This is a genomic window from Lunatimonas salinarum (assembly GCF_017811155.1).
Lineage (GTDB): Bacteria > Bacteroidota > Bacteroidia > Cytophagales > Cyclobacteriaceae > Lunatimonas > Lunatimonas salinarum.
This window is the reverse complement of sequence record NZ_JACVCV010000096.1, coordinates 1-749: the sequence shown is the minus strand read 5'-3', so window position 1 is coordinate 749 and position 749 is coordinate 1. Positions and strand designations below refer to the sequence as shown.

1 protein-coding gene is annotated in these 749 nt (G+C 43.5%); it reads left to right on the top strand.

The genetic code is table 11. From position 1 onward, the window contains the following. Positions 1-211, top strand: a 211-nt coding sequence (locus IAQ59_RS22055; protein ID WP_209333019.1) for a hypothetical protein, incomplete at its 5' end; no start/stop codon positions are given. Between the last annotated feature and the right edge of the window lie 538 nt (positions 212-749).

Sequence of the window (749 nt, the reverse complement as noted above, 5' to 3'; positions counted from 1 at the left end):
CTTGCTAACGCTTCGGGGCGTTACCCCCGCACGTAAGGGACTTGCACCCTCTGGAATATTATGGTATCTTCGATACCAGATGCCCATGCCGGGCACACACATCACCTATACGCAAGCAGGGGTTTTGTGCTTCGTAGGACAGGAAAGTGGTAAATTTGAAGTTCAGTTCTTCGTAGGAAGTTCAGTGGTAAAATGCCCTGCCTGCGTATAGCTGAAAACCGTTATGCACCAGACCAAGAGACATCTGTTAAGGGGCGAACAGTAAAAAAGGAAAGAAATTAAGGTCAAAAAGAAGTTGGGGGGTCGAGATTGATTGAAAGAAAACTGTGAATTCGTCGAATAAGATTTTTGGGTTTGACCAAGATGGTTTGGAGATTTCAAGAAGGGGGAAAAGCTCACTAGCCAACATCCAATTGGTTTTTACAAGGGGAATAAAAATGGCCAAACAAAGTTTGAAGTTTAAAATGGGCGTTTTTTAAAACGATTGCCGACAGGCTAGTAAGGAAAAAGAAGAGTTGAAACCCCGATATCAATAAGTCCTGGTGAGACTACGAGACTTGTTCAATTCAAGAGATTTGGAAAAAGTGAATTCGACGAATGTGGGGGCGAAAGAGGGATCATAATTAATTAAAAAAGAAGTTGGTGATTGCTCAGCAAAAGAAAAATCAGCTCTGAAAATTTGGTCCAGTGCATAATCGAGTAGACGGCCCCGCCAACCGTTAGGTTAGCGAGGTGCGCCTCTCACACCA